Below are 24,339 nucleotides of genomic sequence, written 5' to 3'. Positions count from 1 at the left end.
ATCTCCCTAAACAAGTCATCCCTTAAACTCATTCTAGAACTACAAAATAAACAAATTACCTCTCATTATTTCGAACCAAATTTGACTATTTACTCAAAAGGCATTTAACTTAACATAAAATTAACAATAATAATTACAACAACCTGCAGGATGCCGCCATGAGTCAGCCATTATTCGATCACAATACCAACCCTCAACTCCCTCATGAAGCGATGCTTAAATGGGCCGAGAAAAAACCAAATTCAATTTTCCTTCGTCAAATAAAGGAGAGGCACTTTGTTGACTATACCTTCTCTGAAGTGGTTGATAAGGCGCTACGCTTAGTGACCGCATTACAAAGTATGGGGATACAACCAAAAGATCGCGTTGCCTTAATTTCTAAAAATTGTGCAGAATGGTTTATTACTGATTTAGCTCTAATGCTTGGGGATTTTGTTAGTGTTCCTATCTTTCCAACCGCAGGGTTAGATACCATTGAACATTGTTTAACGCACAGTGATAGTAAAGCGCTCATTGTTGGTAAACTCGATAATAATGAAGCGACCACTCAAGCAATAAAAAACCTTCCTCACCTTTCTACCATTGCTTTTGATTATGACTCAGCGGCTCAATCTCAGTATCAATTTGAAGACCTAATTAAAGAACATCAGCCTTCCGAATTCAGACCTGACCATAACGACAATACGTTAATGTCTATTGTATATACTTCAGGAACATCAGGGTTACCAAAAGGGGCAATGTTAACCTTTGGCGGCTTTAGTCGTTCGTCCAAACATCTCGTTAATCATATTGGGATGCAACCCGATGATCGTTTATTTTCCTACTTGCCTCTTGCTCATATAACCGAGCGTGTATACATCTTAGGCTCTGCATTTTTCGGAGGCATTCAAACCGCCTTTCCTGAATCCTTAGATACCTTCATTGATGATGTAAAAATGCATCGTCCTACTTTATTTATATCAGTTCCCCGATTATGGACGGTCTTCCAACAACGAATTCAAGATAAATTGCCTCAGAAAAAACTCAATATATTACTCAAAATCCCGTTTGTTAATGGCTTAATCAAACGTAAATTGGCTGATGGCTTAGGCTTAGATCAAGCTCGAGTTCTAGGTTGTGGTTCCGCCCCTGTCTCTGCCGGATTATTAAAATGGTATGAAAGCATTGGTTTAAATATTACTGAAGCGTGGGGAATGACAGAGACTTTTGCTTATAGCACCCTCAACCACCCTTACCGTTCAGATAAAGTTGGAACGGTTGGCTCTGCAGGTCCTGGCGTTGAATTGAAAATAGCAGCAGATGAAGAGATTTTAGTTCGAGGTGACGGACTCTTTGCGGGCTACTATAAAAATGATGAAGCCACGGCAGAAACGTTTAATCAAGAAGGTTGGCTACATACTGGAGATATTGGCTCCATTGATTCTGAAGGGTTCTTAACAATACAAGGTCGTAAAAAAGACACATTTAAAACAGCAAAAGGAAAATTCGTTGCTCCTGTACCTATTGAAAAGCGAATTTTTGATCTTAGTAATTTAGAAATGATGTGCCTTATTGGTTCAGGGCTTCCTGGTCCAATTCTATTGGCTATCCCTCACTCGTATCCTAATTTTGACCAAGAACGGTATGAAAGAACCGCGCTAAAAAACTTAGAGACCATTAATAGTGGTCTCGAGTCTCATGAGAAGCTAAAAGGCATCTTAATGATCAAAGAACCATGGAGTATCGAAAATGGAATTTTAACTCCAACATTAAAGATAAAACGTCATATTCTAGAGAAAAAATACCACGAATTTGCATCTTCTTGGCCAACAGATAAAAAAATAATCTGGGAATAGTCCTAAATAGAGCTAATTTACCAACTAAAATAGCAATCTAATTACAATAAAGACCTTAAAGCCATATAAACAAAGCTTTAAGGTCTTTTTTTAAACAAATTAAATAACATAGCATTCCCAGGGTGGGGCTCTAACCAATAAAAACAAGTAAACACCCTAGCGATAATCATGTAAGTTTAAATACCTCACCTAAAGTAGGTTTTCCCCACCAACGGTTAGTTTTTATATATTTAAAGACAGGGCAACCGTTTGTAATTAAAAATAATTGCTAATTTTAAAACAGACAAAGCATTTAAAATCAATAGGATAACCATAATCTACTTATAAAACAGCAAATAAGCCTTATTGACATTATTAATAATCCCTTTAGACTCCTGTCCGTTTATCAAAATCCTGATCAAAAAATTCAAAACAGACGAGGTTCACACATGTCTCACGATAACGATTATAGCTTAGGTCCAGTACCTAAGACCGCAAGAAAAGGCGTTGTTTCACTTACTTTAGTAATGCTTGGACTCACCTTTTTCTCTGCAAGTATGTGGACAGGGGGATCGTTAGGAACGGGGCTCTCTTTTGATGATTTCTTCCTTGCTGTTCTCATTGGTAATTTAATTCTCGGCATTTATACTTCTTTTCTTGGTTACATCGGCGCTTCAACTGGCTTATCTACCCACCTCCTTGCTCGTTTCTCTTTTGGTTCTAAAGGTTCTTGGATCCCCTCTTTACTTCTTGGCGGTACTCAAATCGGCTGGTTTGGTGTTGGTGTTGCAATGTTCGCAATCCCCGTCCATAAAGCGACAGGCATTGATACCAACGCATTAATCGTAATATCAGGTCTATTAATGACGGTTACTGTTTATTTTGGTATTTCAGCATTAATGGTTCTTTCCATGATTGCGGTTCCTGCCATTGCCGTCTTAGGTGGCTACTCTGTGTTTACCGCCGTTGACAGTATTGGTGGTATTGCAGAATTACAAAAAATTCAACCTGAAGAACCAATGAACTTCTCTATTGCACTTGCAATGGTTGTCGGTTCATTCATTAGTGCTGGTACATTAACCGCTGATTTTGTGCGATTTGGTAAGAAGCCAATGGGCGCTGTTGCTATCACAATGATTGCCTTCTTTATCGGCAACTCATTAATGTTCATCTTTGGTGCTGCTGGTGCAGCGGTAACTGGTCAGTCTGATATTTCTGAAGTAATGATAGCTCAAGGTCTACTGATCCCAGCAATCATCGTATTAGGTTTAAATATCTGGACAACTAACGATAACGCCCTTTATGCATCAGGCCTTGGCTTCTCAAATATCACAGGCTTACCAAGTAAGTATATTTCAATGCTTAATGGTTTAATTGGTACTGTTTGCGCATTATGGTTATATAATAACTTTGTTGGCTGGTTAACTTTCCTATCAATAGCTATCCCACCAATTGGAGGGGTTATCATCGCTGACTTCTTCATGAATCGTAAGCGTTACATGGATTTTGAAAACGCAAAATTTCAAACGATTAACTGGACAGGTATAATCGCTGTTGCTATTGGGGTTGCCGCTGGTAATTTCTTACCTGGTGTTGTTCCTGTAAACGCCGTTTTTGGTGGCGCACTAAGTTATCTAGTACTTAACCCTCTTTTAAACAAAGAAAAAGCATCTAAAACAGAAGCTGCATAGAAGAATTCTTATGACTAATTTATTAATTAAAAATGTGGCATTACGAGATCAAGAAGGGTTATTCCAAATCTTGATCCAAGATGGTCAATTCAAAACTATCGTATCAAATGAGCAAGATCTTGCTTTTTCAGGTGATACCTTAGATGCTGAGGGCGGCCTTGCCAATGCACCATTTTGTGAGCCTCATGTTCACTTAGATACGACTCAAACTGCAGGTGAGCCAAGCTGGAATATCTCAGGAACTCTTTTTGAAGGGATTGAACGTTGGTCTGAGCGTAAAAAACTTCTAACCATTGAAGATGTTAAGAGCCGTGCTAAACAAACACTAAAATGGCAAATCGCGAATGGCATTCAACACGTTCGTACCCATGTAGACGTGTCTGATCCAACATTAATCGCACTAAAAGCAATGCTTGAAGTAAAAGAAGAGATGAAAGAATGGGTTGATATCCAAATCGTCGCTTTTCCTCAAGAAGGCATTCTTTCTTACCCAAATGGTAAAGAGTTATTAGAAGAAGCGGTTCAACTTGGTGCTGATGTTATTGGTGCAATTCCTCATTTTGAATTTACTCGTGAATACGGTATTGAATCTCTACATTACGTTTTTGAACTGGCACAAAAATACGATCGTTTAATTGATGTTCATTGTGATGAAATTGATGATGAACAATCACGTTTTGTTGAAACCCTAGCGGCACTTGCTCATAAATTTAATATGGGTGAAAAAGTAACAGCAAGCCACACCACAGCAATGCACTCTTACAACGGTGCTTACGCTTCTCGCTTATTCCGTTTATTAAAAATGTCAGGCATCAATTTTGTTGCAAACCCATTAGTGAATATTCACTTACAAGGGCGCTTTGATGACTACCCTAAACGTCGTGGTATTACCCGCGTTAAAGAGATGCTTGCAAGTGATATCAACGTCTGCTTTGGTCATGATGATGTATTTGACCCATGGTATCCATTAGGTACAGCAAATATGCTACAAGTACTGCATATGGGGCTGCATGTATGTCAAATCATGGGTTATGAGCAAATTAACCAAGGTCTTGACCTAATTAGCTATAAATCAGCAAGAACGCTAAATATTCAAGATAACTATGGTATTGAAGAAGGTAAGCCAGGTAACTTAATTATTTTACCTGCAGAAAATGGCTTTGATGCACTTCGTCGCCAAGTTCCTGTTCGTTACTCGATCCGTCAAGGTAATGTGATTTCAGAAACTCAACCAGCAACAACGACCATCACTTTAAATAAACCAGAAGTGGTTTCATTTAAGCGTTAATTGGACGCTCAATAATCAGATATAGATGGGAGCCTTTGTGCTCCCATTTTTTATGAATATTCTTTAAGGGTGAATGCTATACTTACCCTAATTCAAGATAAATGGCGATATTATGACACAGCAAAATAACCCGCTTCACGGTTTGACCCTGCAGGCAATCTTAACAGAATTAGTTGAACATTACGGTTGGGAGGAATTAAGCTACATGGTTAACATCAATTGTTTTAAATCTGATCCAACCATTAAATCAAGTTTGAAATTTTTGCGAAAAACCGAATGGGCTCGAGTTCGAGTAGAAAATATCTATTTGAAACTTCAACGTCATAAAGAAAAAGCAGAAAAAATAAATTAATCTGAATAATACCAATTCCAGTAATTATCTAATCGTTCTACTGGTTTAAATCGTAACTTAAATATTCAATCGATTAAAAACAAAAAGCCCCGTAAGTTTGCACTTACGGGGCTTTTTTAATTAAAGAGCGTTAGCCAGAATTACTTCTTAGCGTTAGCTTCTTTAACGTCAGCAATTACTTGCTCTGCTACGTTCATTGGACAAGGTGCGTAGTGAGAGAACTCCATAGAGAACTGACCACGACCAGAAGTCATTGTACGTAGTGAACCGATGTAACCAAACATTTCTGAAAGAGGGATGTCAGCTTTAACACGAACACCAGTTACGCCAGCCATTTGGTCTTTGATCATGCCACGACGACGGTTAAGGTCACCGATTACATCACCAACGTGGTCATCTGGAGTAAACACGTCTACAGCCATGATTGGTTCTAGAAGTTGAGCACCAGCTTTTGGCATAGATTGACGGAATGCGCCTTTCGCTGCGATTTCAAATGCTACTGCAGATGAATCGACTGCGTGGAAACCACCATCTAGAAGTTCGATTTCAACGTCAAGAACAGGGAAGCCAGCAAGAACACCAGTATCCATCATGCCTTTGAAGCCTTTCTCGATTGCAGGCCAGAATTCTTTAGGAACGTTACCGCCCACTACAGAAGACTTGAATAAGAAGCCTGAACCAACTTCACCTGGTTTCATGATGTAGTCGATCTTACCGAACTGACCAGAACCACCAGATTGTTTCTTATGCGTGTAGCTATCTTCAACAGGTTGAGTGATAGTTTCACGGTAAGCAACTTGAGGTTGACCAACAGTAAGGTCTACACCGTATGTACGACGAAGGATATCAACTTTAATGTCTAGGTGAAGCTCACCCATACCTTTAAGGATTGTTTCGCCAGTTTCTTCGTCAGTTTCAACTTGGAAAGATGGATCTTCTGCAACCATTTTACCGATAGCAATACCCATTTTCTCAGTACTGCCTTTATCTTTAGGCGTTACTGCGATTGAGATTACTGGAACTGGGAAAACCATTGGCTCAAGTGTTACTGAGTGCTTAGGATCACAAAGAGTGTGACCAGTTTGAACGTTTTTCATACCTACGATAGCGATGATATCACCAGCTTGTGCGTAAGTTAATTCATTACGATCATTCGCTTGCATCTCAACCATACGGCCAACACGCTCAGTTTTACCTGTGAATGAGTTAAGAATTGTGTCGCCTTTGTTCAGTTTACCAGAGTAAATACGAACGAAAGTTAGAGCACCAAAACGGTCATCCATGATTTTGAATGCTAGCGCTTTGAATGTTTCGTCTACAGAAACGATAGCGTGTTCGCCAGTTTCTTCGCCTTCTTCATTCATTAGCGGTTGAGGATCTACTTCTGTTGGAGAAGGTAGGTAATCAACAACAGCATCAAGGATTAGTTGCATACCTTTGTTCTTAAACGCAGAACCACAGAATGCAGGGAAGAAATCCATTGTGCGAGTACCCTTACGGATACATGCTTTTAGTTGCTCAATAGTTGGCTCTTCGCCTTCCATGTAAGCTTCCATTAGATCGTCGTCTTGCTCTACAGCAGTTTCAACTAGCATCTCACGGTATTCTTCTACTTGATCAACCATGTCCGCAGGAACATCAGTGATTTCGTAGTTTTCAGGAAGACCAGAGTCATCCCAAACGTATGCTTTACGAGTTAGAAGGTCTACAACACCAACGAAATCGTCTTCGATACCGATAGGAAGAACCATAACTAGTGGGTTAGCACCTAGTACGTCTTGAGTTTGCTTAACAACACGGAAGAAGTCAGCACCCATACGGTCTAGTTTGTTAACGAAGATAATACGTGCAACTTCTGATTCGTTCGCGTAACGCCAGTTAGTTTCTGATTGAGGTTCAACACCACCAGAACCACAGAATACACCGATACCACCGTCAAGTACTTTAAGAGAACGATAAACTTCAACAGTGAAGTCAACGTGTCCAGGAGTATCGATAACGTTAAAACGGTGATCTTTCCAGAAACAACTTACAGCTGCTGATTGGATAGTAATTCCGCGCTCAGCTTCCTGTTCCATGAAGTCAGTAGTAGATTCGCCATCATGAACTTCACCAGTTTTGTGGATCTGACCAGTAAGTTTTAGGATACGTTCAGTTGTGGTAGTTTTACCCGCATCAACGTGCGCGAAAATACCAATATTTCTGTATTTTGATAAATCAGTCATTGTTTTACTCTATTAATAGGATAGAAAATGCGCGCAGAGTATAACACAAACTGTCAATTGGTATATGCTTTGTTCTATTTTTGGATAGAATTTAGCCCAATTAACCCCTGCTTATTTTCTGCTTTTGCAAATTATAGTCGAATTTACACAATTTCAAATGCAAAGAATAGTGTAAATCCATAATTATTGTCGTTTATAACTCATCAAAGGCATCAATTGCTTCTGAGAGCTTCTTTACACCATGGATCTGCATACCTTCAATACCACCTTTAGGCATATTTGCCGCAGGTACTATTGCACGTTTAAATCCATGTTTATAGGCTTCCATCAATCGTTCTTGTCCGCTAGGTACAGGGCGGATTTCACCAGCCAACCCAACTTCACCAAATACCACCACATCTTTTGGTAATGGGCGATCTTTAAAGCTAGACAGTAAAGCCATAATTAAGGCTAAATCGGCACTGGTTTCAGCGACTTTGACACCACCAACGACGTTTACAAATACATCTTGGTCAGCCATTTGTAACCCACCATGCTTATGCAGCACAGCCAGTAACATAGATAATCTATTTTGATCCAAGCCAACCGATACTCGACGCGGATTGGATAATTGGGAGTAATCAACTAACGCTTGAATTTCTACTAATAAAGGTCGAGTCCCTTCCCATACCACCATAACAGAGCTGCCAGAAGTTTCCTCCTCGCCACGAGACAAGAAAATAGCTGATGGGTTATTAACTTCTTTAAGCCCCTGCCCTGTCATTGCAAACACACCCAGCTCATTCACTGCACCAAAACGGTTTTTATTGCAGCGTAATGTCCTAAAACGGCTATCAGCACTACCATCAAGCAATACTGAACAGTCAATAATATGTTCGAGAACTTTTGGCCCTGCTAATGTACCGTCTTTTGTTACGTGTCCAACAAGGAAAATAGATACATTATTTTGCTTTGCATAACGCGTTAATGTCGTTGCTGATTCCCTCACTTGAGAAACACTACCAGGAGAAGACTGTACATCATCGACATGCATTACCTGAATTGAATCGATAACCATTATTTTAGGTTTTTCTTTTTCAGCAATCTGGCAAATTTTATCAATGCTGGTTTCAGATAACATTTTTAAATTATCTTTTGGCAATCCTAAGCGAGACGCTCTCATTGCCACTTGTTGCAAAGATTCCTCACCCGTTACATACAAGGTTGGCATATGTGCCGCTAACTGACACATAGTTTGTAATAATAGCGTTGATTTACCCGCCCCCGGATTACCGCCAATCAAAATAGCCGCTCCAGGAACAATGCCGCCACCCAGCACTCGATCAAACTCTTTAAACGTAGTGGTAAATCTAGGAACTTCTTGAAGATCAATACTTGATAAGGCTTGAACTTGAGATTCAGCTGATGAACCAGCATATCCTACCAAACGCTCATTACGTGCGACTTGTGGCGAAGCCGCTAAGCGAACTTCTGTTATCGTGTTCCACGCCCCACAAGCACTACACTGTCCTTGCCAACGAGGGAAGTCTGCCCCACAATCATTACAAACGTAGGCTCGTTTTGCTTTTGCCATATATCACCGACATAAATGTTATTAAAGTGATGGGTATTATTTAACGTATAATGTTAAATATTTTAGCAAATCTGCCGATAAACCCATTAGATTGTTATTACTGTACCAGAAATCATGCAGCAAGAAGAATATCAAAGCTACGTAGATCAACTTATCCCAATTTTTGGCGAACCAGATTTTGAACTGGTGTGCGGCCAAGTAATGGCACATGAACACCCTTCAGTTCATTTAATCGTTAAGATTGAACTGAAGCGTATTATGACGCCTTGCATAAAGAGCATTGATTTACGTGGCCGTGTAAAAGGAGAGTGCCATCAATACGAACTTGATGGCTATACACATTGGTTAGATGATGTCGCAATCAATACCTATCACAAAACAATAGAACGCTACGGAAGCTATACCGAAGGGGTTTGGGAAGCGTTGACCAATACCCGTAATAATTTTCGTGTTTTGCATAAGAATAAAGAAATCGACAGCCCTTCTGATGAGAAAATTGAAAGTGGTTCTTTTAAAGCAAAATTAGTTCGTTTTGGCCATTATCTCACTCGAAGTGAAAACCGCTTACGCATGTCTACACAAGTGACGGTTCTTTTACCCAATGGCAATCTTATCCATGGAACAAGCAGTGATCTATCCTCTTCTGGAGCGAGGATCAAAGTCCCTACCGCTTTTGAATATGGATTAGGCCAAATTATTCAGGTTAGTTTTCCAAGCCTTGCTAAAGATACCGGCATTAAAGAGCTTAATGGTGATTTTCCTTATCGTATTTTAGGTATTCACGACAGTGAAGAAAATGATAGCTATCGCTGGCTACGCCTAAAAATGGAATCTGATCATGATGTTATTGCGGCAGCTATCGATGAGAAACTAAATAAAAACAAACGTCGAACTCAGCATGATCAAAAAGATCAAATTGTGAGAGCCCGAACTCAAGGCTATGAGCACTGTTTTTTAAAACACACGACCAATATCCCTCTATTTTTCTCTGGGGATAGCCTAAAGTACGCCATTATTACCGATCACAATGAAACACTTTGGAAGCATTGGCATGATGAAAAAAACCAGCCGGTTATTAATCATCTTTTTAAAGCAGATCGAATGCAGTTTTTGACCAAACCTGGATTAAAAGCCAGTCGTACGCATTTTTACAGCTTTAAACACGACCATGAAGACAGAGAGCTGTTTTACTCAATGATGTCATCAGAAGGCTCACAGCAAGAACGTCAGTTATTCTGGCATGTTGGCGCAAAAAGAAAGAGTTGGAAGGTTATTCGCTTATCTCTTTTTGAATTAGAGCAAGGTGACAAAGAAAGGTTATTAACCGTTGCTCCTGAAATGGAAGGTGTTCTTGAAACGCTAACCCATATGGGGATCTTAACGGAGATCAGCTTACCTGAAACACAAAAAGATTATCTTTTAACAGATAAGCCAAGTCTTGCGCCTAAAGAGTTAAACCCATATCGTCATGCCACTGCACCAATCAGTCAGGCGCATGCACTCTATTTTGATTCAGCACCACGTCGCACAGAACCAAGATTTAATTATCAAACCTTAATTACGCTTTCTCATCCGAATTTCGGTGAAATCACAGGTAAAACGTTAGATATATCAACCAACGGTCTCTCTATTCATTTAGACAAGCCAGCGCTGTTAACAAAAAAATCAGATGTAAAGATCACATTCAATGACTTACAAAATTTAGACAAAAATACGCCATTGAGTCGTATTGGTTATCACGTATTGAAAGTGGCCTCTAATGGTCTAAACATTCAGTTGCATATTGAAGACAGCTTACAGACCCAAAAAAGTAAAGCCTTCTTAGGTCGCTTAATTCAACATAATATAGAAAAGCTACCGATGGACTATGAACAACTTCCATCAATGGATATGCTAAGAATTATGCATCAGTTATTACTCAATAAATTAACGACAACACCGTTCTTTATTGAGAAGGATGACCATAAATTAAAAACTCGTTGTATTGGGGTTAACTTCCCTCTTAATCGATTAAATAAAATTTGGCAGCATTTAGGCGATGAACAGCACTTAAATTTAGAGCCTATTTTTAAATCAAGAATGCAGAGACTACTCGTTGAACCATTGAGAACACCTGCGAATCAGCGTTCTCACCATCACGAGATTTATCTTGCGGTTGTGATTCGTGATGGGAAAATAAAATCGGTCTTTACTCGAATGCTGCAAGAGTTCTCCTCTTATAATGACCGTATTACTTTTATAAGAAAAGCGAAAGAACACGGTGAATTTTTAGCGATACGAGTAACTACAACTGCAGTTAAGAATCCATTATCAACAACTTCAGAGATAGAGTTAAGTCAGTTAGCTCAATACGCAATACACTACGCAAGAGCTTTAGAAGATGAGCTATCTAGTATTGTTGGTTGTGGTGAAATTGCAGACATCACTGATGAAGTTCTTATCCGCTTAGAATTAGGGTAATTAGCCTGATTTATTTATAATAAAGCCGACAATTAGTCGGCTTTGTTCTTTATAAACAAAATGATAAATGCTATTAATTATTATCTATCATTAGTTTGGCGATAAAATTATGCAAATAGCGCTTGTTGAAGACAATGAAATACTCAATCATCATTTAACCAGTTACTTAAAAGATCTTGGACACGTTGTCTATTCAGATAAAACCGCTTCTGCTTTTCTTCAAACTGCACAAAAAAAAGAACTACTTGATGTAATGATTGTTGATCTTGGATTACCAGATTTTGATGGTATGACGCTGATTAAACAAATTCGTCGAAAAGAAATCACAACACCAATTTTAATACTAACCGCGCGTGGTAATTGGCAGGATAAAGTAGAAGGTTTAGAAGTTGGCGCAGATGACTACCTTGTTAAACCCTTTCAATCAGAAGAGCTAGTTGCGAGACTTCATGCTCTTGCCCGTCGTTCTGCCGGATTTAGCCAATCAAACATCGTTGCTGATAATATTGTTCTAGATACGAAGGCAAAAATCATACTTGTCGATAATTCTCCACTAAACTTAACCTCATTTGAATACGATATTATCGCTTACTTAATCAAAAATAGTTTACAAATAATTTCAAAACAACAATTTGTAGATGCCTTGTACCAAGATGGCGATCAGTCCCAACTAAACAACATTGAAGTACTAATTTCAAGATTAAGAAAAAAATTTGCAGCCGTGGGCCATAAAGAATTAATAAGTACAATTAGAGGACAAGGCTACCAATTTCAGATAAAGGCCAAATAATATGAAACGTTTAGTTCAAAACCAATTTAGACGACGGATTCTATTTAGCTTTTTAGCGGTGGTTATCTGTTTTTTAGCACTAAACGGTTATTTACGCTATAACCAAAAAAAAGAGCTATTCATACAAAAAAGTATTACCGCATTATTCAAAGACGTTCCTGGAGTAATTAATGAAGTAATGGTATCTGGACTCATTCCTCCTATAACACCTAGCTCTGGGATCTACCACTCAGAAGCAGCAAATGTAGCAACGGTTATATGTGATGAAAAAGATAATATTCTTTGGCATAGTTTTTCTAATGGCTCTCCAAAACACGTAAAAAACCTATGCGCTCAATTCCCAACAACGTTAGATACTCCGATCTTAGAGACAAAACCAAGTGGTTCAAGTTTTTTATATTATAAAGCCTACTTCCCAGCTGATAATATTGCACCAGGAAGATTCTTAGTGATCATCCAAAAAATGGACACTCAAATAGAATCACTTAAAAGCCTAAAATTAACGCTTATCATTGCTTATTCCATCATTATTTTAATCGCTATTTTTGGCGTTCTTTGGGGATACAAACGCTCATTTCACCCTTTAAATAAACTTCATAGAGAATTAAAATCAATCAAAGATGATACTCAAGAAAAGTTAATTTATTCATACCCTGCAGAATTAGAACCAATAGCAAACACGATCAATCGATTATTAGATCAACAAGAACAACAATCCGAGAAATACAAAAAAGCGATGGATGATTTAGCACACAGCTTAAAAACACGAGTAGCAACTTGTGATGCTCTGCTATATCAGAAGCAACCGCCTATTTCTGAAATTATAGAACAGCTTCATGATATGGATTCAGTGATTCAACACCAATTAAAACGCGCATTAATGGGTTCTAGAGGCATTAGTAAACACCATACTCAAGTTTCGCCTATTATAGAAAAACTGACCAAGATGTTTAACAAGATCCACCAAGCGAAATCCATCGAATTTATCCATAACTATGAAAAAGACCAAACGCTGCCCATTAACTATAATGACCTAATGGAAGTACTAGGCAATATTTTAGAAAACAGTTATCGCTTTGCAAATAACTACATTATTTTGTCTATTGTTGAGCGTAGCGAAGGCTTTAGTGTACACATTGAAAATGACGGAGAAGCATTACCTGAAAATAAAATTAATTCCGTTTTTCAGCGTGGCGTTAGAGCTGATGAAAAGAACCCAGGTACAGGTATTGGCCTTGCGGTATGTGAAGAAATAATCTCTAGTTATCATGGGCAGATCTGGTTCCAAGCCCAAGATATAGGTACACGATTGGAAATATTCTTACCACATCAAAATTAAAAAAAGGAGAGTACATACTGTATTCTCCTTTTTTCAACAAATCAGTTTATTCTTCAGGTTCATCTACGTTTGTCATATCAACGCGACGATTATGATGACGTCCAGAAACAGTGTCATTATCCTCAATTGCATTAATCTCTCCCGATGAATCTGCGTTAAGCAATGCTTCATCGACACCCAACTCTACTAAATATGCCTTAACACTTTCAGAACGAGCCAATCCAAGAGTCATGTTATAACTTTCTTTACCTTTGTTATCAGTATTACCATCTAAAAGAACCACATCGTCTTGCTGAGTTAACTGCTGTGATATTTGACTTAAAATATATTTTGAACGTTCAGTTAAAGAGTATTTATCAAAATTAAACAATACCCTTGCTAGATACTTCTGACTCACTTTATCGTCTTTCACTTCTGCATAAGTTAGTAAGTATTCACTGCATTGAGTATCTACCCTGGTATTTTTTAACTCTTCGCCCAACGCTTTTTTTATCGTTTTAGAATCAAGAGTTGTACTCACTTGCATAAAAGGCCCTTGATGAAATAAAATCTGCTTTCCTTCGCCAACCACAACCTGCTCTTGATACTCAGAACTGTTTGTTGCGCAATAATAATTTAACGCCTGGTTAATATCGGTTGTATCTACGGCTTCTTGGCTGGCAACACTGAACGTCGACATTAGCGCCAACAATAAACTTACTTTTTTCATTATTTTCTCTCGACGTTATTGAGCTAAATGCCCGACTTCTTCTGATACCAACGACATAATCAAATTCAAAATTTCATCTTTATCATTAGCACTAAATGCATTTTCTTCACCAACACAGTTTAGTAAGCCAGTGTTATCATGAATATCATAACCATTACCAAAACCAATCATGGCAATTCTTGCGCTAGGATCTTCTCCCGTATTTGTCGGCAGTCCTGAACTGTACCCACCAGAAAAATCGACTTTATCCGCCGTATTATCATTCGCAGTAACGGGACCACCTTCAATAGCATTAATTAAATTGGTACATATCCCCTTATTTACCAGTTTCTGTATTTGAGTTAAGTAATGAGGTTGATCGACACCATCAGATAAAATAATAATTAACTGCTTAGGATTTGCCTCCTCTTTATCTTTAGTTACATGATAAGAGACAATTTGGCTTGCTCGAATTAGCCCCTGTAATGATGCAGTCCCCCCGTAAGCTTTGAAGCCTTTTACTTGACTGTTAAACGTCGCAAAATCACTGGTATAATTAATATCATTAAACTCTGCAAGTTCATCACCATTAGGTATTCTCCCAGCTTCACCTTTTGGCTTAAATTGCTGTTGTATAGTTTTAGAAAAATTGACCACATCATCTTTATCGTATTGCCCTGTACTTTGGATAATACGTTGATCTCTTACAATAAACTTACCATTATTACCCTGATTGACAGTTCGTCGATTGTAGCCTGTCATTGATACTCGATGCTTTGGCCCTGATGTTGAATCATTATAAACTTGCAGTTCATCGGTCACCATTTGCACCACATCTTTTAACTCACTCAACCGCGATGGTGGTGAAAATCGACCAGGAACGTTTGGAACCTCTTCGGCCATATCAGGTGGAGCATGCCCTTTCCAGTCATAATTCATTGAGCCTGAAAAGTCGAGAATGAAAGTGATATCCATTGGCTGACTACTTTGAAACTTACGCGCTTTTGAAGAGCCTGTGACATCAAAAGTATCACCAAACCCAATGGTTATATCGTTCCCTGGAAACCAAGATAGATGCTGTGTTCGTCCTGCTACTCGATACTCAACAAAAGGCCTTTTATTATCATCTGCCGTGCATTCTGCAATTTCAGAGCACTCTAGTTTTTCGACGTTAATATCAACTAAGTTATCCATATCATGAAGATAATGGTCGATATAGTCTTTACCCGTTTGGGTCGATACTGCATCTTCTTCACCATAAGCAGATACAGCAAGTACCGCCGCTTCGGCTGCATCTTCCAATCGGGCTTTTGATTGAAGTGCTCTAGCACCATCAGAAGCCAAGGTAAATACGCCAAATAAAATAGGAATACACATCACAAATAAAATGGCAGCATGGCCTGATTGTTTCTGTATCGATTTCATGCTTACCTTCCTATCACAATAGAGTCAGACATGACTCGTGTGTAATTCTTTCCAACTAGGCCACCAAACCAATTATTACTTTCATAACAAATAGCGACTCGATATAGAGGCATCTTTCGCCCTCTAACACTTAACACCGTTAATTTTTCAAGCTCATCAATAGATTGATCAACTCGACAACGAATTGCTCCACGGTGTTCACTAATCATTGGATTAGGAGTATCCAGATCTGCAAAACTCAACTCTTCAACTAAAAAACCATAATTAGCTTCATCAAACACATTAAAGGTTCTTGCTAATGAGTGCTTGGCGATATTATTTAATGATGTCACTTCGCCTGCCGTGAGTTGGTAATCAGCGCCGTATAATTGCGTTCTTTCTTTTAAAACGTTAACTAAAGAATAAGAGAGGCGGTCCAGTTTGCCTTTTATCGATATTTTCATAATCACATCGCCACTAAAAGCCAGTAGCAAACTAAAAACAACCCCAATGATGGCAAATTCAATACTGAATACACCACGCTGTTTAGATTTCAAATTTAGACCGTTCATACTCTTGCACCACTATCATTTCACGACTTAAGTTTGCATTTTTACTAAATAGATAAGAGAAAATAGGCGTGAATTGATAATCAATTCGATAGATAGCCAGAGCATTATTCGTTTCTTCTCCGCATTCTCTTGTTCTTTTTCCATCAGGAATTTTGCACCCATCAACTACCCCTTCTAATACAGGCATAGAGGGTAAATAATGAATGGCGATTCTAAAATTATCTGCAGAGGTTACTGTGTTCCAAATGCTTTTTTCTCGATGAAGAACACCATCTATAATTTTCAAATATTCCCCTTCTCCCTTTTTGGCACTGCGAGATGCTTCTGAAATAGCCACATCATTAATCGCAGAAATATATGACATATAGCTCATTTCAACCCAAGCCATACACATAAACCAAAACGCAAGAAAGCCCATCGCAAATTCAATAGAAGCCACCCCTTTTTGCTTTGACTTCATACTATTACTGCTCTTGAATAACTTGTTCATATGAGAAGCCATCTACTTTTTGTAAGGACTGGTAAATATGTTCAATCTCTTGCTTGCTGTGTGATTCAGCAAGAACCGATTCAATAAACGCTTTATTCCCTTCTTTTGCCATGCTTAATACTAAATTAGCTATAATCTGTTCGTCAGCTTGACCTGTACGGTAGATAGGTAATAAACGACGAGCAGCCTGTTTGTATTTTCCTTCTGCAATATCTAATACTGCTAAATTATTTGCGATGGTATTACTATCATAGAAATGTAATTTTGCTTTATTAAAGTAACGACGCGCTTTTTCATATTGATATTCATGCCCATACAAGATGCCCAATAAATTTTCTGTCTTGGCATTTTCAGGTTCTTCATCTAGCGCTTTTAACGCCGTTGATATCGCCTCTTGGTACTGGCCTAAGTCACCTAACGCACTTGCTTGTAAGAAAAGTGTTTTACCACTTGGATCCTCTTTTAGGTTCGGTTTTAAATAGAACAAGGCGTTATCTGGGTCTTCCAGTTTTAATAAATTCTCAGCTAAATCTTCCCTTAATTCAGGATTATCATTTTCTTTTAATTGAGTTTTATATAAATCAACCAAGGCAACATAGTTATGAGTTTGCTGATAAATATCAACTTTGGAATCAATCAAACTGCTCTGGCTATATTGTCGAGAGCTACATGCAGACAATAAAAGAACAGTACAGACTAGGAGTATTTTTTTAAGCATTTAACATCAACCTCATCACACCTGGAGCTGCGATTAAAATAACAATAGGGACCATAATAAAGACGATCAATGGCACTGACATTTTTGCGGCTAACTTCCCTATTCGCTCTTCTAACTCCAACATTTGGACCTCTCGAATATCAGAAGATAATGTTGTTAATACAGTATAAATCGAGGAACCATAATGCATGCTCTGTGTTATGGTCATCACAAAACTTCGCATTTCATTAGAAGGAACTTGTTGATACATTTCTTCCAAACTAGCTTCTAACCCTATAACTCTAGATCGCTCATTCATTTTGTTAAGAACAAGCGTTAAGTCTTTATCAAATCCTTCCATCTCTTTGGCAAGATAATTTAAAGAAGCTTCAATCGTCATTCCGGTTTGAACGCACACAGCCATTAAGTCAATTAAATAAGGCATTTGGTTTGATACCCGCTGAATACGAGATTTTATCTTTGATTGCAGATAAATATCCGGAAAAAGAATAATCAACATTCCCCATAATGCAGCAAGAACCACCCAATACGTTACATTGATATAAGAATAAAAATACAACCCACCGACGACTAACTCCCCTAATCCAACTACCGCATATTTCATTGGCATAACAAGGTGTGAATATTGAGTATTTATAATCCCTGCTTGTTGAAGTTTCTTTTTTATATCAACATCATTACTACTCAATATCACTGTTTTTTCTTTTAACCACTGAGTAATAAATGTTTTCTCTCTACCCTTGCTCTTTCTCCTTGTAAGAAGAGCTAACTGTTTCGAGCGAAATACCCGAGTAATCCCAAGATAAATAACAAGCATGAAGCCAGTAGAAAACAAAGCAATAAAAATAAATCGATTAATATCAAACATTACTTAGCCTTTTTTAGTAAGCCCCAAATTATCGACATTCCTATAAGTTCGCTGATAACAACGTAATATAAGATAGGTCGGCCTTCAGAGTTAAACATGACAAAATCATAATTTTCAGGGCTTAAAAATTGCAAAACAAACAGAAAGAAAAAAGGTGTCGCACAGACTATTTTTGCTGATATACGCGCTTCTGAGGTTAATGCGTATTTCTTTCTCTCAATGGCTCTTGCATCAAAAATTAAACGATTTAAACGGGTAATAACATCTTTAAGCTGGCCACCACGATTCATATTGGCTCTTAGCGTAATAACAAAGAACTGAAATGAAGGGTAAGGATATCGAGCACATGACTTTTTAAATACCTCATCAGGATTCTCTCCAAGCTGTAATCGTTCTCCCATTAATTTAAATTCTTTTCCTATATTACCTTCCAGTTTATTGCCAACATATCGAATAGCGTGAGTGATACTTTCACCCGAAGTCACTGCACTGACTAACATATTTAGCGCATCAGGAAATTGCTCATTAAACTGTTTTTTCTCTCGTTCCTGTAACCATAAATAGGCCCAGGTAAGTCCAAGAATAACCGTTAATATTATTGCGACTACATTGGATATTCTCAGCATTTTTTGATTAATAATAAAGCCTGAGATCGCTAATACACAGAGTAAAGCCAACACCTTAAACCAAGCAAAGTGCCCTAACTGACGCTCTACCTTATGCCATTTTTGTTGTATTTTTTGTCGTGATTTTTTATCTGTTAATGAATTTAAGTTAATCGCTTGATTGTTATGACTTAGGCTACTAACCAAATTTGTTGTCTTGTTGATTTCTAAGTACTGACTCTTTTTAACTGGGCTTTTATCTATTAATAAAAACACCAATAACAAACCAATACCAACTGCTATCCAATACATACTTACTCCTCAATATAAGAAGGAATAAATGCCGCCTGTATAGTATCTTCCATACCAAAGAATCGCGCTTTTTCCATTAATACAGATCGTTGCATTAAACCTGACGTTAAAAAATGGCCTTGAACTTTATTAGTTTCATTTTGAATTTTACTTGGTTGAAATTTAAAAATTTCTTCAAGTACCACATTGTCACCTTCTAACCCAACCACTTCAGAAATACTCATTATTTTTCGAGTTCCATCATGCAATCGGCTAATTTGAATTACGATATCAACCGCACTCACAATACTTCGTCTAATCGCTTGTAACGGCAAATTATTAGTGGCCATCATTACCATAGCTTCCACACGAGCTAACGCATCTCTTGGAGAGTTAGCATGAAGTGTAGACATTGACCCATCATGTCCTGTGTTCATCGCTTGCAGCATTTCAAACGCTTCTTCACCACGGCACTCCCCAACAATGATCCGATCAGGGCGCATACGTAATGAATTAATTACCAAATCTCTTTGAGAAATAACCCCTGTCCCCTCAATGCCTGCCGTTCTTGTTTCTAATCTCACAACATGAGGCTGCTGCAGTCGTAATTCAGCGGCATCTTCTATTGTTACGATACGTTCACCTTCTGAGATGAACTGAGACAAGGCATTCAACATAGTTGTCTTGCCAGAGCCGGTACCACCAGAAATCAAAATATTTAAACGACAACGCGAAGCAACCATTAATAACTGAGCCATTTCTTTGCTCATGGCGCCAAATTCAACTAAATCTGCAAAGCCAATACTTTGTTTTTTAAATTTACGAATCGATACCGATGTCCCATCAATTGCAACAGGTGGTATAACAATATTTACACGGCTACCATCTTCTAATCGAGCATCACAAGTAGGGGTTGATTCATCAACTCGACGACCAACTCGGCTTGCTATACGTTTTGCGATATCAAGCAGTTGTTTCTCATCGATAAAATTTACTGAGACTTTTTCAACGAATCCATTTCGTTCGATAAAGACATTTTCGTGACCATTAATCATGATGTCTGTAATCGAATCATCATCCATTAAATTTTGCAGTGGCCCTAACCCTATAAGCTCATTAACCAAGCGCTCCACAAATTCATTTTTCATGATAAGAGTGATAGGTAATTGCTCTCTACCACTTAGTAAGTCAACCGCATTTAAAAGCTGCTGAGTTAACTCTTGCTTGGTTAATTTATTTAATGCTTCTGGTTCTAACGCATTAAATATTTGTGTTCTTAATTGGATATATAATGCTTTCGTACTCATTGAATTTACCCTTTAGAAAAGAAACGAAATAACGGCCTTTTCTCTTGTTTCATCTCTTCACCCAAAATCAATGAAATCAAATTTGAAATAGAATGAGCCATCACTGACTTTGTCTTCAAAATTTGAGCGCCTTCCAAAACATACTGCGATGCCTTGTTATCGTAAGGTACGACGATATGAGGTCGATGCCCTGTGTATTTCTCAACTTCCTCAAAAGAGACCGAACCTGAATTATGAGGACGAACCGCATTCATCACCGTAATAACTCTTACTTTTTTATCAATATTCTTACTCACTACCAATTGGTATAAGCGGTTGTATTCACGTAGCGCCGATACCGTAGAATCAAGAGTAAACACGATGACATCAACGTCATCAACGAGCTTATTAATATCCGTAGCGTTACGAACTAGTTGAGCATGATCTTCTATCATTACACTTGAGTAAGATAATGCCTGCTTCTGCACTGCTTGCGTGTATTCCGTTAATTCTTGGGTGGTTAGGGTCTCTGATTCAATGGCCAAAATAGATAGCATGGGTGTTATTTTCTTGATAAGACCAGAAGCGTAAGCCCCATCAATATCCGAGAACAGCATTCCTTTTTGCAAAGGACGTTTTTGAAATTGCTTTAATCCCATGAAGATATCGAGATTTCCACCATGGTAATTATGATCAACCAATAAGGTTGAAACACCTCGGTCAAAAGAGAGGGAGCGAGCAACTTCACTACTCAATAGAGACGTCCCCATCCCTCCTTTAACGCCAACCATAGCAACACGTTTTGCTCTTCTATTCTCACCAACACCTTTATGCTCTTCATGATTACTCGCAACATGACGCATAAAATCTGAGCACTCTTGCTTGCTAACAGGCCAAAATAAGTAATAAAAGCCCATCTCTTTTAGTAAACGAATAGTTGAAATTGCATCTTCAGAACCAATAATAACAACCGACACATTATTAGGTAATAAATGAGAAATTCGTTGTGCATCTTGAACAACATTCGTACTGGTATTAAGTTCTAAAATTATAAGACTTGGTGGGTTAGATAAATCTAACTGACGTATCTCATCATCTTTATTCTTATTATTTTGAGGCTCTGAATTACCATCAAAACGGAAAGACTCATTAATTAATGAACGACATTCATCTGTTTGATAAAAAAGTACTGTCTTTAAATTATCTTTAGACTGATTATTGTCTTCTTTTTTTACATTTAAACGTTCAACTAAATCAAACATAACCGCTCCAATAACATCAAATGAATGTTGTTTCTACATTGCCTTTTCAGGGTTAACCATTGAATGCCAACGGTTATTTTCGGTGTAACAGCCAAGATTTGTTGAACCGTAATAATCAATTTGTTCATAGTTACAAACTTCATATTCTATTCGCTGAGTTGAAAAAGAGAGCGTCACTTTAAAGTGGGCTTTATTATTCACAATCTCAGTCTTCATCTGATTTAAGTCATAACCGAATTCTTTAAGATATCCTTGGTAAATACTCTCTAATCTCGCCACTTCACTTTTTTCGATAGAGAGGGCCCAATATCCTTTTTTATTGTTAATCTCATGCTTTTCAATAAATTGATAAATAGCACTCTGAACAACAGCAGAATCTTGGCTATTAATCGATATCGAATAAGTAATTGGAACCACATTAATATGGCTTCCTTGCTTCTCATTTATATGATCAGCACAGCCAGATAAGAGCAACAGAAATAAAATTGTTAGTGTTTTTTTCATTTTCTAAATCCACCTGCATTTAATATTTCACTAGCCCACTTATCTTCAGCTCTATCGTAATCACTGCCCATACCAAGGAAGCGTCGTAATGTGCTCGTCTTTTGCATCGTTGGTAGTTGGATTTGATTTGCTTTAACCGGTTGAACAAGATTTACCGTTGCCACAATAATTAATTCTGTTCGATTTCGCTCTGTTCCTGTATGTCGAAATAACGCGCCTAGAATTGGAATATCTCCAATAAATGGAATTCGGGTTAACGACTCTCTCTCTTCGCTATTTAATAACCCACCGAGAACAAAACTTTGTCCATCACCAAGTTCAACCGTTGTTCTCGCACTGCGTGTTTTTAATGACGGTAAATCATAAGCATCGTTAGAATATTGTGCGTCTAATGAACTCACACTTGGAGCTAAAGCCAATTTGATTTTATCGTCTCGCTCCACTTTAGCGGTTAGGTCTAACTTCACACCAAACTCTTTGTATTGAACATTGGTAGCGCCATCAATCACAGTGACTACGGGTAATTCACCACCAACAAGAAAGCTTGCATCTTCACCTGAAATCACTGATAAGTTAGGCTCAGCTAATACTTGCCCGACCGAATCAGTACCCACAGCGGTAATGACTGACACTATATCGCTCGCACTAAAATGAACTAACTGGTCAACAAAAATACCCGCTTGACCATTGCTACCTACTTTAATTCCGAAATCTTGCATAAAAGAATGAGAAACTTCAGCAATCGTAAGCTTCACATTTACCTGCTTAGTGCGTGCAACTTCTATTTGATTCACAACACCTTCAAAATTAAGCTTATCCATGTAGGTAAGTTCAGTACGAACACCTTGATCGTCAAGATCACTGTCATCAAATAGTAAGGTGCCAACTAACTCATAAATCTTATCGCGATCTTCTTCATTTAAGACAGTTCCACTCACCACCGCGTTGGTTCCAATGGCGTAAATATCAATCTTCGATGTTGGAAATCGTAATTTAACTTGTTGCTCAATACCTGAATAACTACGACTCACCACAATTTTTCTATTTGCTAATTCTTTACCTTGGCTATCAAAGGCCATAAACGTTGATTCACCAACGGAACGACCAAATAAAACAATGGTTCGTTTATCGATGACTTTATAATCAGCAATTTTAGGATTAGAAATGAACACAGAAGAAACATCAGAGTTCATGGTTATGCTTTTAGCATTGCCTTCTGATAAATTTTCAACCTCTTGAGAAAAAGCAAGATTCGAACATAATGCACTTAATACGAACAGGATTTTAGTTAAACGTCTCATCTTTATTACCCTCTTAATTCTTGTATTGCCTTCGTAGTACGATGGCTTTTAGAGGACGGAATTGAAATAACATCACTTGAGTCAGCATGTAACTCACTTGAATATTCAGCTCCAATTGATTTATAGACTTCAATCTCTGATATTCTTTGTGCAATAATTATTTTAGCTAATTCTCTATGTGTTAATTGAAGAACAATTTTCACTTCTGACTTATATTTATTTCTCGTTAAATTAATAACTTTTTCTTCTTGTATAATATCAAGAACGCGAACATTGGTAAGAAGTGGTTTCATTCTTAATGTTGTTATATCATCAATTCCGCTGCTGTCTGCTAGATTTTGTTTTATCGATGATATAGAAACCACGTCTACATTATCTTCAGTAGAAATAATCCCACCAAGCATATCTGCGCGATCAATGGTTAAATTAAATGGCACGTAACCATCTTCAACAACAAGATTATAATAACCTTCATCTCCAGAAGACAAAGCATCTTCAGACGTCACGAAGTCACCTGATAATATATCTTTATTAATAAGCAATTTATTTTTAAAATCAAACTCTGTATTGTTTAGCAACCCAATACGATCGGCTTGAATTTGACTAATTCTTTGTATCTCAAGATCTTCTCTTTTTAATCTTGAACCTAATGGCAAATCACTTTTAGCTACCCATACAACAACTGTTGGAATAGGTTCTTCGTTATGAATCTCACTGGGTAACGTTTGAATCGGTGCTATTTTAGGTGCATTAAGTATTCCATAAAGGCCAATTGACATTGTAATTATTGCCAATACTAATATTACTTTTGATTTCAT

General features: G+C 37.8%; 21 protein-coding genes. 7 read left to right on the top strand and 14 right to left on the bottom strand.

The annotated features are described in order from the left end of the window. The first annotated feature begins 158 nt into the window (after positions 1 to 158). The 4 genes from AC2INI_RS02620 (at position 159) to AC2INI_RS02605 (ending at position 5,145) form a co-directional block, all read left to right on the top strand. Positions 159 to 1,835 carry an AMP-binding protein gene (locus AC2INI_RS02620; protein ID WP_122036716.1) on the top strand — a complete coding sequence of 559 codons (1,677 nt, stop codon included), beginning with the start codon at positions 159 to 161 and terminating at the stop codon, positions 1,833 to 1,835. Between the two features lie 428 nt (positions 1,836 to 2,263). Next, positions 2,264 to 3,505, top strand: coding sequence for a cytosine permease (codB, locus tag AC2INI_RS02615; RefSeq protein WP_486305290.1), 1,242 nt, complete (start codon positions 2,264 to 2,266; stop codon positions 3,503 to 3,505). 10 nt (positions 3,506 to 3,515) lie between these two features. Beyond that, positions 3,516 to 4,793 carry a cytosine deaminase gene (locus tag AC2INI_RS02610; RefSeq protein WP_486305289.1) on the top strand — a complete coding sequence of 426 codons (1,278 nt, stop codon included), beginning with the start codon at positions 3,516 to 3,518 and terminating at the stop codon, positions 4,791 to 4,793. Between the two features lie 112 nt (positions 4,794 to 4,905). Beyond that, a complete protein-coding gene (locus AC2INI_RS02605; RefSeq protein WP_486305288.1) occupies positions 4,906 to 5,145 on the top strand; it encodes a VF530 family protein in 240 nt (79 codons plus the stop codon). A 140-nt stretch (positions 5,146 to 5,285) separates the two neighbouring features. On the opposite strand, the gene fusA is transcribed toward AC2INI_RS02605, so the two are convergent. Together fusA and radA are read right to left on the bottom strand one after the other, a co-directional pair. Beyond that, on the bottom strand, positions 5,286 to 7,370 hold the full coding sequence (gene fusA / locus AC2INI_RS02600) for an elongation factor G (RefSeq protein WP_122036714.1): 2,085 nt from the start codon (positions 7,368 to 7,370) through the stop codon (positions 5,286 to 5,288). A 193-nt stretch (positions 7,371 to 7,563) separates the two neighbouring features. Continuing rightward, positions 7,564 to 8,943, bottom strand: a complete 1,380-nt coding sequence (gene radA, locus AC2INI_RS02595; protein WP_486305287.1) for a DNA repair protein RadA — start codon at positions 8,941 to 8,943, stop codon at positions 7,564 to 7,566. Positions 8,944 to 9,057: 114 nt separating this feature from the next. Between radA and AC2INI_RS02590 the strand changes: the two genes are divergently transcribed. From AC2INI_RS02590 to AC2INI_RS02580, 3 genes are all read left to right on the top strand, one after another. Beyond that, positions 9,058 to 11,403: a PilZ domain-containing protein gene (locus AC2INI_RS02590; RefSeq protein WP_486305286.1), complete on the top strand. Its 2,346-nt coding sequence runs from the start codon at positions 9,058 to 9,060 to the stop codon at positions 11,401 to 11,403. 109 nt (positions 11,404 to 11,512) lie between these two features. Continuing rightward, on the top strand, positions 11,513 to 12,193 hold the full coding sequence (locus AC2INI_RS02585; RefSeq protein ID WP_486305285.1) for a response regulator: 681 nt from the start codon (positions 11,513 to 11,515) through the stop codon (positions 12,191 to 12,193). A gap of 1 nt (position 12,194) precedes the next feature. After that, complete coding sequence (locus AC2INI_RS02580) at positions 12,195 to 13,532, top strand: ATP-binding protein (RefSeq protein ID WP_486305284.1); 1,338 nt, start codon at positions 12,195 to 12,197, stop codon at positions 13,530 to 13,532. A gap of 46 nt (positions 13,533 to 13,578) precedes the next feature. Here AC2INI_RS02580 and AC2INI_RS02575 read toward each other — a convergent pair whose 3' ends face one another. From AC2INI_RS02575 to AC2INI_RS02520, 12 genes are read right to left on the bottom strand one after another with little or no spacing between them, the layout of a single operon-like run. Further along, a complete protein-coding gene (locus tag AC2INI_RS02575) occupies positions 13,579 to 14,241 on the bottom strand; it encodes an OmpA family protein (protein WP_486305283.1) in 663 nt (220 codons plus the stop codon). Between the two features lie 15 nt (positions 14,242 to 14,256). Beyond that, a complete protein-coding gene (locus AC2INI_RS02570) occupies positions 14,257 to 15,645 on the bottom strand; it encodes a TadE/TadG family type IV pilus assembly protein (protein WP_486305282.1) in 1,389 nt (462 codons plus the stop codon). Between the two features lie 2 nt (positions 15,646 to 15,647). Further along, complete coding sequence (gene tadF / locus AC2INI_RS02565) at positions 15,648 to 16,196, bottom strand: tight adherence pilus pseudopilin TadF (protein ID WP_486305281.1); 549 nt, start codon at positions 16,194 to 16,196, stop codon at positions 15,648 to 15,650. After that, complete coding sequence (locus AC2INI_RS02560) at positions 16,171 to 16,656, bottom strand: TadE/TadG family type IV pilus assembly protein (protein WP_486305280.1); 486 nt, start codon at positions 16,654 to 16,656, stop codon at positions 16,171 to 16,173. Before AC2INI_RS02560 ends, tadF begins: the two co-directional genes overlap by 26 nt. 4 nt (positions 16,657 to 16,660) lie before the next feature. After that, positions 16,661 to 17,404 (bottom strand): hypothetical protein, encoded by a 744-nt coding sequence (locus AC2INI_RS02555; protein WP_486305279.1) that lies wholly within the window; start codon positions 17,402 to 17,404, stop codon positions 16,661 to 16,663. Beyond that, a complete protein-coding gene (locus AC2INI_RS02550; protein WP_486311220.1) occupies positions 17,397 to 18,272 on the bottom strand; it encodes a type II secretion system F family protein in 876 nt (291 codons plus the stop codon). Before AC2INI_RS02550 ends, AC2INI_RS02555 begins: the two co-directional genes overlap by 8 nt. Next, positions 18,272 to 19,189, bottom strand: coding sequence for a type II secretion system F family protein (locus AC2INI_RS02545; RefSeq protein WP_486305277.1), 918 nt, complete (start codon positions 19,187 to 19,189; stop codon positions 18,272 to 18,274). Before AC2INI_RS02545 ends, AC2INI_RS02550 begins: the two co-directional genes overlap by 1 nt. 2 nt (positions 19,190 to 19,191) lie before the next feature. Continuing rightward, a complete protein-coding gene (locus AC2INI_RS02540; RefSeq protein ID WP_486305276.1) occupies positions 19,192 to 20,475 on the bottom strand; it encodes a TadA family conjugal transfer-associated ATPase in 1,284 nt (427 codons plus the stop codon). 5 nt (positions 20,476 to 20,480) lie between these two features. Further along, a complete protein-coding gene (locus AC2INI_RS02535) occupies positions 20,481 to 21,716 on the bottom strand; it encodes a CpaE/TadZ family protein (RefSeq protein WP_486305275.1) in 1,236 nt (411 codons plus the stop codon). A 33-nt stretch (positions 21,717 to 21,749) separates the two neighbouring features. Next, positions 21,750 to 22,220 (bottom strand): hypothetical protein, encoded by a 471-nt coding sequence (locus AC2INI_RS02530; RefSeq protein ID WP_486305274.1) that lies wholly within the window; start codon positions 22,218 to 22,220, stop codon positions 21,750 to 21,752. Then, entirely contained in the window at positions 22,217 to 23,521 is a 1,305-nt protein-coding gene (locus AC2INI_RS02525) for a type II and III secretion system protein family protein (RefSeq protein ID WP_486305273.1), read from the bottom strand. Before AC2INI_RS02525 ends, AC2INI_RS02530 begins: the two co-directional genes overlap by 4 nt. Before the next feature lie 5 nt (positions 23,522 to 23,526). Next, entirely contained in the window at positions 23,527 to 24,339 is an 813-nt protein-coding gene (locus AC2INI_RS02520; RefSeq protein WP_486305272.1) for an RcpC/CpaB family pilus assembly protein, read from the bottom strand.

Source organism: Aliivibrio friggae, assembly GCF_057368515.1.
The sequence above is the reverse complement of the archived record's forward strand: the minus strand, read 5'-3'. Positions and strand labels throughout refer to the sequence as shown.